The sequence below is a fragment of the Pseudomonas sp. B414 genome (assembly GCF_055408445.1).
This window is the reverse complement of the sequence record NZ_JBUZTQ010000061.1, coordinates 1-10,356: the sequence shown is the minus strand read 5'-3', so window position 1 is coordinate 10,356 and position 10,356 is coordinate 1. Positions and strand designations below refer to the sequence as shown.

Here is a 10,356-nt window from a genome sequence, read left to right as displayed (position 1 = left end):
CAAGGTCAAGGCTGCGAGCCTGGACGCGCAAGGGGCGGTTTATGCGGGGGCCGCACTGGATATGCAGGCTCAAGGCGACCTCACCAGTCGTAAAAATCTCGCTGCCCGCGACAGTATCAAACTCTCCAGCGGCGCGCAGTTGACCAACCATGGCGTTATCGAAGCCGGGGTCAATTCAGACAACTCGCGCAACGCGGGTGGTGATGTCAGCCTATCAGCAACCCATCTAAAAAATACCAATAGCGTAGTTGCGAGTCGTGCCTTGACGGTGGCTGCTACGCAAACGCTGGACAACCAAGCCGGCACGCTCAGTGGTCCGAGAACAGAAGTCAGTGCCGGTCGACTCGATAACCGTGGAGGGCGGGTTCTAGGTACTGAAACACTCAAGGTCAATGCCATTCTTCTGGACAACCGGATCAATGGGTTGCTGCACAGTAAGAACAGCACTGATGTCACGGTACTGGCCGCTTTGGATAACCAGAATGGGCGAGTAATAGGCCTGAACGACTTGGTGCTCAACGCCGGACAACTGATCAACGACAAGGGCCTGATTGCCAGCTCTGAGCGGGCAAGTATTACGGCCGGACAACTGAGTAATCAGTCGGGTGAAATCTCGGCTAGCCAGACCCGTATTACCGCCAAAAGTCTGGACAACCGCTCGGGTAAATTGTTGGGTAGCAATCTGAACGTGACTGCAAGCGGTGCTATCGATAACCGACTCGGTATTTTTTCCGCGGTTAACTGGATAACTGTTCAGGCCGCGAGTCTGGATAACAGTGGCCAAGGTTCTTTGTCGAGCCAAGGAGGCTTGACCGCCTCTATCACTGGGCTACTCGACAACCGCAATCAGGGCAATCTGGTCAGTCAAGGGTCGCAGCAGGTCACCGTTGGCCAGTTGAACAACTCCCAAGCAGGATTGGTTTCCAGCAAAGCAGCCCTGACGTTGCATGGCGATGTTTTGGCCAATCACGGTGGCCTGGTGATCGCTGACGGGGCATTGACCCTGAGCGGTGGCCGCCTTGATAACAGCCAGAAAGGGGTTGTCAGCAGCAAGGCAGACGCTCTTGTTGAGTTGGAGAGCCTGGACAACAGCAGCGGCGGCAAACTAAGTAGCGATGGTCTTTTAGTCCTCAAGGCTAATCAGGTCGAAAACGGCGCTGGGCGAATCACTGCCAAAGGCGGGGTGCAGGCTGCAGTTGGTGTGCTCAATCAGCAAGGTGGTGAACTGGTCAGTGAGGGTGCACTGACGCTCAAGAGCACCACGCTGGACAACCGCAATGGGGGCTTGATCGCTGCTGACAGAGGCGTGAACCTGCAAATCCAAAGCATCCTTAATCAGCAAGGGGAAATCTCTAGCCAGGCCAAGGTGCTGCTGGCTGCAGATATGCTGAACAACAGCGGCGGTAAAGTCATTGGCGACAGTGGTCTTAACCTGACGGTGCAACGTCTGCTCAATCAGAGCAAAGGTCTGCTTGCAGGGCGTGAAGGGCTGGAGCTTAACGGTGGTCAGCTGGATAACAGCTTGGGTGGACGCGTCACGAGCCAAAAAGACCTTCAGATCAATCTGACCGCAGATCTGGTTAACCAGAGCCAGGGCGTGCTTATCAGTGAAGGCGCTTTAACAGTCAACGCTGCCAGTTTGAACAACGGCCAGGGCGGCATTCTGTCTGCAGCGAATACGCTATCGGTCACCACGCGGGGCGTGCTGAATAATCAGGGAGGCAAACTGTTGGCAGATGGCACGGCCAGCTTGGTGAGTGCCGATTTGAACAACAGTCAGGGTGGAATAATCAGTGCCAAGAGCAACATTGCAATACACAGTGCGAGCCTGAACAACAGCCAAAAAGGCAGCATCAACAGTGACGCCGGAATCAGCCTCAATTCCGGGCAACTGAATAACAGTCAGCAAGGTTCGATCTTTGCCAAGTCCACGGTTAACGCAACCTTGACCGGTTTGGACCAGCACGACCGTGGAGAGCTGACCAGCAACACGGGCATCAACCTGAACCTAAATAATGGAGTGCTGATCAACCGCGACCGTGGGCTGATTGCGACACCGGGCCAGTTGCTGTTGAGTAACTTGGGTGCAGTCGACAATAGTCAGGGCGGCGAAATTTCCAGCAAGCAATCATTTGTGCTTGCGGCAGACTCGCTGAACAACCGGGGCGGTAAGGTCATCAGTGCCGATAACCTTCAATTGCGAGTGGCCAAAGCACTGGATAACAGCGTCGAAGGGGTCCTGTCAGCGCAAAACTCATTAGAGGTCGAGGCGGCCAGTCTGGACAACCAGTCCAGTGGTGCGCTTGCCAGTCGTGGAAGTCTGAACCTGAAGGTTGAAGGGGTTCTGGACAACAACAATCAAGGATTGATTACGGCCGCGACGGCTCTTGCCGTGACCTCCGCCTCATTGAACAACAGCAATAAGGGACGGCTCTCTGCAGGTACTCTCCAGACCCTCAATACCGGGTCTTTGGATAATAGTCAGGGGGGCAATTTAGTCAGCGATGGCACCTTGTCTGTCACGGCAGGCGATGTGGATAACCGTGGCGGAGTGATAGGTAGTCAGCAGGCGTTGAAACTGACCACAGCGAACCTTGAAAACAATGCTGGTCTTATAAACAGCCAAGGCGACCTTACCTTGGCGGGTCAGCATGTGGACTCAAGCTACGGTGGGGAAATCTCCGCCAAGGGCGACTTGAGGTTCACTGTTCAACAACTCATTCAACGCCAAGGTCGCCTGATTGGCGAGCGAGCCGTGGCCATTGACCTGCAAGGCGGGGATCTGCACAACAACGCCGGGTTGATCAGTGCTAAAGGTCCGCTCACCTTTGCTCGTCTGGCTACCTTGGTCAACCGTGAACAAGGGGAAATATCCAGCCAGACAGCGTTCACTCTTGCCGCCAAACGCATCGATAACGGTGATCGCGGGGTCATTCTCAGTGCAGACCAATTACGCGTTGAAGCGGAACACATAATCAACGCGGACAAAGGACTGATCTCAGGCTGGAATGACCTGACAGTGATTGGCGACAGCATGGATAACAGTGGCCAGGGCACGTTGTCGAGCAAGGGTGGTGCTCTGCAGGTTGCTCTCATTGGTGCTTTGGATAACCACGATTCGGGCGCCCTGGTCAGTCAGGGCAAGCAGCATATCCGCGCGGCCAGCCTGAACAACAATCAGGGGATTATCTCAGGTCAAGACGACGTTACCCTCAATGTTGCGGGGCGTCTGGAGAACAGCAACAACGGATTGATTTCGGCTGAGAAGGGGCTGGATTTCAATCATGCCCAGAGCGAGTTGATTAACCGGGGCGGTAAAGTCAGTGCCACCACTCTCAAGCTGATCGGGCAAAGCCTGGACAATAGCGCAGGGCAACTGATCAGCCAAGGAACCCTTGAAGGCACTTTAAGCGGTGCCTTGATCAACGCCAATAACGCCCGCTTGGCCAGTGGTGGGGCCCTGCGACTCAACGCAGCTAGCCTGGATAACCGGGACGGTCAACTGATCAGCCAGGATCAGCTCAACCTGATCCTCACTCAAGGTGATTTGGACAACAGCGCCCAAGGCACCTTGGCCAGCCAGAAAGACCTGGTCATCAAACTATTGGCCGGTGATGTAAACAATCAGCAGGACGGCCTGATTTTCAGCCAGAAAGGCCGACTCGACTTAGTCGCCCGTACCCTCAATAACCAACAAGGTACGCTGCAAAGTCAGACCGACAACCAGTTGCGCCTCAGTGGTGCCTTGAACAACCAAGGCGGCAGGATCGACAGCTTCGGTGGCAATCTGGACCTTGAGATAGCCAGGGTTTCTAACAATACAGGCGGCGTGCTCAACAGCAACAAAGGCTGGATCAAACTGGTCACTGGCTTGTTCGACAACAGCGGCGGTATCACCCAAGCGCAATCGTTAGACATCGAGGCCAAGGGCGGGCTGCTTAATCAAATGGGCCACCTGTCTGCACTGGGCGGCGAAAACCGCATCGTCACCAGTACCTTCAACAATCAGGGTGGTGGTGTCTATGCCGACACCCTCCTCAAGGTCACGGCTGAGCACTTCGACAACCAAGGGACGGCAGAAGGTAATGGGGGCAAAGTCGGCGCGAGGGACATCGACTTCGGCCTGACGGGCACGTTGAGCAACCGCTTTGGCTTGATCGAAAGCGACGAAACGCTTCGGATTGCAGCGCAAGATATTAACAACGTCAACGGCAACCTGCGGGCGATGGGCCGCACTGGTACGACGGATATTCGTGCCTCGGGTCTGTTCGATAACCGCTTCGGTGTGTTGGAAAGCGCCAACGATCATCTCAATCTACAGGCCGGTGGGCTCAATAATAACGGTGGGCGTGTCGTTCACAGCGGTAGCGGTCAATTCGATCTGACTTCAGACCAGGTTACTCGTGCTGGCGGCAGTTTTGTTACCAACGGTCAGCTGGATATCAAGGCCGCCAGCTGGACCAACAGCAGCGTCATCCAGGCCGGTCGCTTGAACCTTGAAATTGGCCAGTTCACCCAGACCGCCAGCGGTCAGTTACTGGGTTCGCAAAGTTTGAGTGGAACAGGTGACACGTGGACCAACGAAGGTCTTCTGGCCAGTGATGGCAGCCTTAATCTGACGCTCACCGGTGGTTACAGCGGTAATGGTCGTATCAGCAGTTTGGGTGACATGAAACTCACCAGCGCCAGTATGGACTTGGGCGACGGTGCTAGGATCGCCGGGGGGGCAATTACCCAGATCAACAGCGCGACCCTGAATAACCGTGGTCGCCTGACCTCTGTGGGCGACTTGACGGTCAACGCTACCACCTTGAACAACTACGGCACTCTGGGTGGTGCCGAAAAGGTCCGCCTGAACTCCACCCACCTACTCAACGATAAAGGCCTGATCTTTAGCGGTAACGACATGACCCTGCGGGTCAATGATTTCAGCAACCGCTTTGGCGATGTCTACAGCCTCGGTGGTCTGGATATCGCTCGGGACGATGCGAACGGGCGCAGTGAGCTGATCGAAAACATCTCGGGTTCACTGGAAAGCACCGGCAATATGCGTTTGCTGGCGGACACCCTGAGTAACCGCAGGGATCAATTCAGCACTGAGAAAAAGCTGGTTTCGGGCAGTATTAACGTCTACTCGAACGATTTTTGTAAGGGCAAAGGCTGCGAACTCTACTTCAGCTCGGTCGAGCGTTATGAAGATGTGATCAAGGGCAGTTCGGCCTCGGCATTTATCAATTCCGGTGGTGATCTGACGGTTGGCAGTCAAACTTTCGATAACCTCTACAGCTCGGTATCCGCTGCAAAAAATATTCTGATCAACACCGATGTGCTGAATAACACCGGTGCTGCGGGTGGCGAGGAGCGTCATCTGAGTTCGGGCTTTTATACCCGTGATCGCGGTTACTACAACACCTTTATCAATCGCCGGGACCAATTCAACCTCTACAACAACCCTGGTTCGGCTGACTACCGTCCGGGTGATATGAGCATGGCTCAGGTCATGGCCGGTATTGGCAACTTTTTTCAGACCAGCACCTATGTAGTACCTACTTCGGGGAGTGTCATTGCCCAGGCCGTCATCCAGGCCGCAGGCTCAGTAACGGTCAACGCCACCCAGCAAATCAACAACAGCGTCATCCGCCCGAATGCTACGGATATCAATAATCCTGCGCAAAACCACAACACCAACTCAGCTGTGTTTGCCTCCACGGTCAAACCGGCGATTACCTCACAACTACCGCCGGATCTGGCGCAACAACAAGTGAACCCGGTGACCTTGCCGGGCTTCAGTCTGCCCACCGGGCAAAATGGTTTGTTCCGTCTAAGTGGTCAAGAAGGTAATACCGATGCTGCGAGCACTGCTCCCCTGGGGAGTAGTGACTTCAATATCGCAGGCCGCGAAATTTCGCTGCAAAACCGAGAAACAGCACTGGACTACAGCGCGGTACAGGAACGTGGCTTCAGCCTTGATGATCAGCCGGTTACCGGCTCGATCAACAGTCAAGGGCCGCTGGTATTGGACATCAATGCCCAGTCAATCAATCGTGTGCAAGGATTGCCTGAAGTCGCTGCGGTGGATAACAGCCACAAGTACTTGATCGAAACCAATCCAGCGCTCACCGACCTCAAACAGTTCATGAGCTCAGACTACCTGCTCGACAAGCTGGGTGTGACCCCCGACGAGAACAATCGCCGTCTGGGTGATGGGCTTTATGAGCAACGATTGATTCGCGAAGCGGTTGTTGCCCGTACCGGCCAGCGCTATATCGACGGTATCGCCAGCGACGATGCGTTGTTCCGCTATCTGATGGACAACGCCATTTCATACAAGGACTCACTGAACCTTCAACTGGGTATTTCTTTGACCGCCGAACAAGTGGCCGCGCTGACCCACGACATCGTGTGGATGGAAGAGGCCCAGGTTAACGGTCAAAAAGTTCTGACCCCCGTGCTTTACCTGGCCCAGGCTAACAACCGTCTAGCGCCAAACGGCGCGTTGATCCAAGGCCAGGACGTTAGCTTGATCTCCGGCGGTGATCTGCATAACAGCGGCACATTGCGCGCGACCAACAACCTGACCATGGTTGCCGGCAATATCGACAACAGCGGTCTCATGCAGGCGGGCAACCGCCTGGAAATGCTCGCCACCGACTCGATCAGTAACAACCGTGGTGGGGTTGTGACAGGGCGCGATATCAGTGCAACTGCAGTCACTGGCGACATCATCAACGAACGCACGGTCACTACCTTTAAGCGTGAAGGTGATGGTTATCAACTGCGTAACGATGTGGTAAGCGATGCTTCCCGCTTTGAAGCCGCCGACACCCTCAAGCTCAACGCTGGACGTGATCTAGCAAGCATCGGCAGCACCCTCAAGGCAGGAGGTAATGCCTCCATTGTTGCCGGACGCGACGTGATAATTGCCAGCCAGACCGAAGAAGACAGCTACGACTACCAACGCCGCCGCATCAGCGGCACTGAGAGTTCTGTCTTGCAACACGCTTCGACAGTGGATGTCGGCGGTAACCTGGCCATAGATGCCCGGCGTGATATTGCTGTTATCGCCAGCACCGTCAGTGCAGCCAAAGACCTGAGCGTCACTGCTGGTGAAAACCTGACCCTGGCAGCCGCTGCCAATGAACAACACGACTACTCCAAAGGCAAAAAAGGCCAAACCAAAACCACCACCCAATCGGACCAGGTGACGCAACAATCAGCAGAACTGAACGCGGGTGGCGACTTGATCGCTGTTGCGGGTACAGATCTGACCCTTATTGCGAGCAAAATCAGTGCAGGCAACGAAGCCTACGTCCACGCCGACAACGAGTTGAATCTACTGGCTGCGCAAGACAGTAACTACTCGTTGTATGACATGAACAAAAAAGGTAACTGGGGGAGCAAGAAAACCCAACGAGACGAAGTCACCGATATAAAAAATATCGGTAGCGAAATCAAGACGGGTGGCGATCTGACCCTTAGTAGTGGTGGGGATCAGCTCTATCAGGCGGCCAAGCTTGATAGCGGTAAAGACATCACGATCAGCAGTGGTGGCGCAGTGACGTTTGAGGCGGTCAAGGACCTGCACGACGAAAGCCATACCAAGAGCAAAGGTGATTTGGCTTGGACCAGTTCCAAAGGAAAAGGCAACACTGATGAGACTTTGCGCCAGAGTCAGATGATTGCCGAAGGCAATATTGTGATCAAAGCCGTCGATGGTTTGAACATCGACATCAAGCAGATCGACCAACACACAATCAGCCAATCCATCGACGCGATGGTCAAGGCAGACCCGCAACTGGCATGGCTAAAAGAAGCTGAAAAACGCGGGGACGTGGACTGGCGTCAGGTTAAGGAAATTCACGAGTCCTTCAAGTACAGCAATGCGGGTCTCGGAGTAGGCGCGCAATTAGCAATCGCAATCTTTATGGCTTGGGCCGTAGGCCCTGTTGCATTTGCCACGTTGGGCGGAGCAAGCGGCGGAGCATTGGCTGCAGGAGGCGCTGCTATTGCCACCGGGGCCGCAACTAATGCAAGCGTCAGCTTTATCAACAACGGCGGTAATCTGGGAGCTGTGCTCAAAGACGTGACTTCCAGTAATGCGCTGAAGGGTTACGCCATTTCAGGGATTACCGCAGGTATTACATCGGGTTATATAAACGATCTGACAGGCACAGGCACTGATGCGCTCACCGGCAAGATCAATGTCAATTTGAGTACCTGGAAAGGTGTTGCTCAATTCGCTGCCAGTCAAGGCTTGCAAAATGGCACCTCGTTGGCCTTGAGCAAGATCATGGGGCAGGGCGGGGAGTTGGGTAAGGCCCTGCAAAGCGCCTTGTTTAACACCTTGGCTGCAGCCAGTTTCAATGCGGTTGGGGATTACACCCAAGGGATCTACGCCGAGGGTAGCGTACAGAAAGTCATGATCCATGCCATGGTCGGTGGGTTGTTAGCCAAAGTCAGCGGTGGCGATTTCAAGACTGGCGCCCTGGCTGCAGGTGCAAACGAAGCGCTGGTTGACCAGCTCAATACATGGGTCGGTGGCGATAAAGATCTGTTGAACATGAGTTCACAGCTCGTAGGCCTGTTAGCAGCCTCGACGCAGAGCAGTGCGACAGGTGAAAGCCTGCAAACTGGGGCTTGGGTTGCGCAGAACGCAACGCAGTACAACTTTCTTAGTCATCAAGAAGTTGTAATGTTAATTAAGGAGGCGCGAGAGTGTAGTGCCACCAAAACCTGCGATCAGGTCAGAAATAAATTTGCGGACCTGAATGACGCGAATGACAAGCGCTTACTTGACTTCTGCACGTCTGATCCAGAAGGTTGCCGAGCGGCGTATCAGAATTTCGTTGCTGAATCGAATCAGACATTCGAGTTACTCTCACAAGCGCGGGCATCCAGCGATATCCCTGAAAGCCTGAAAAATGCGATGGGTGCTGTTCAGCTTTTCAATACCAACGCAAAAATATTTCTTGTCGCGGGAGGTGTTGCAGACGGAACGGCCCAGGCTGGGGTTGATATTGCAGCTGGATTAGGTTTTGATGTAGACCCCGACAAGGCTGCTAGTGCCGCTAAATGGGCAGCTATACTGCTCGCGGGGAAAGGTGAAAAAGGCACAGGCGATTGGGCAAAGTTGAGTGGTCAACTCAGTGAGGCTTCGAAAGGTAAAGGTAATTTCGGCATTGGGTCAGGTACAAGAGAACAAGCTGAGGTTATGGGGAAGGCTTGGGTTGGCGATGGGTATAAAGTTGCAAGTGATGGAAAAACCTTAGTTAGTCAGGATGGCTTAAGGCAATATAGGCCACCTACTTACAAGCCATATCAGCAGGGGACTCAGGCTAACTTTGAGCAAAGATTTCCTGGGCAGGAGACAAAGAAGTGGCAGTCCAATGGTCATTTGGATATCACGGACTAAACTATGAACGCGAAATTAAAACGGCTTCATAGCCCCGACATTTACAATCTTGAAAATTACCAGCCGGAATGCGCAGGCAGCTTTTGCTTTCTTCTTCAGGCTATGATTGGCCCCGAAGGTGAAGAAGGCGAAGAGTCCTTTGATATAGAGGTTTGTACTCCGGCATGGATTGAAAAAAATCTCGGGTTGGACGAGGTTCTTGTTGGACAACATTACCTTATTGTCCGTGACTACAATTATCAAAAAATTGTTCTTTCCATTGAAAAATTTCTACAAGGCTGTTCGGGTAAAAATTGGAATGAAGTTTCAAGAAAGGTATCAAGGTTAGGTTTGTGGGAGTTCGAGGGATACGAAGATGGAAGCGTTTGAGTCAAGTATTTAATGATTTTGGGGTGTATTTTTTCTTGGAGGGGAAGTGACAGGTCAATTCCAGGGCTTTGTACTTGTCGTTCGGCAGCAACGATGCGTTGTTCCGCTATCTGATGGAAATTTATTGGTTTGTTGGAGCCCCCGAAGCCATGAATCTTTTATCTACTGTAATAACAAGCCCCCCAGATCGAGAGAATTGTGTATTCGAGATTTGGGCGGGATCGAGTCAGTTGGCTGAGGTATCACATGAGCCAGGAAGACCAATTGAAATAGAAATTTATCCCCCCGTTGAGGGAGGTAAATGGAATTTCAATCTTGAGGACCTTATGACTGCTTTGCATCAGGCGACTAAGACTTTAGCTTCTCACGAGTAAGTTGGTGCAAAAGGAATTCTTACACCTAAGGAAGGTCTGAAATACCCACCGATTTTTGCAGCCCTCGCTGCCTGAGGTTCAAAAAATATAGACAGGTCTAAAATGTAGAAGTCTCGACTTGATCTGACACCCCTCTTGAAAAAGAACGGGGCTACCGGGTTTGATGGTTGTGCGAGCAATCACCAACCCAAGAGGAGTAGC

At 53.2% G+C, this 10,356-nt stretch carries 2 protein-coding genes and 2 pseudogenes; all 4 read left to right on the top strand.

The window, feature by feature from the left end:
* Window positions 1-61: 61 nt before the first annotated feature.
* Window positions 62-3,508 (top strand): annotated as a pseudogene (locus ACZRMH_RS25385) (beta strand repeat-containing protein); the annotation flags it as partial.
* Window positions 3,509-5,725: 2,217 nt separating this feature from the next.
* A pseudogene (locus ACZRMH_RS25380) lies at window positions 5,726-5,834 on the top strand (hypothetical protein); the annotation flags it as partial.
* 302 nt (window positions 5,835-6,136) lie between these two features.
* The gene (locus ACZRMH_RS25375; protein ID WP_464015770.1) at window positions 6,137-9,412 is read left to right on the top strand and encodes a DUF637 domain-containing protein; all 3,276 of its coding nucleotides are present in this window, start codon (window positions 6,137-6,139) and stop codon (window positions 9,410-9,412) included.
* Window positions 9,413-9,415: 3 nt separating this feature from the next.
* Window positions 9,416-9,781 (top strand): immunity 8 family protein, encoded by a 366-nt coding sequence (locus tag ACZRMH_RS25370; RefSeq protein ID WP_464015769.1) that lies wholly within the window; start codon window positions 9,416-9,418, stop codon window positions 9,779-9,781.
* Window positions 9,782-10,356 lie beyond the last annotated feature (575 nt).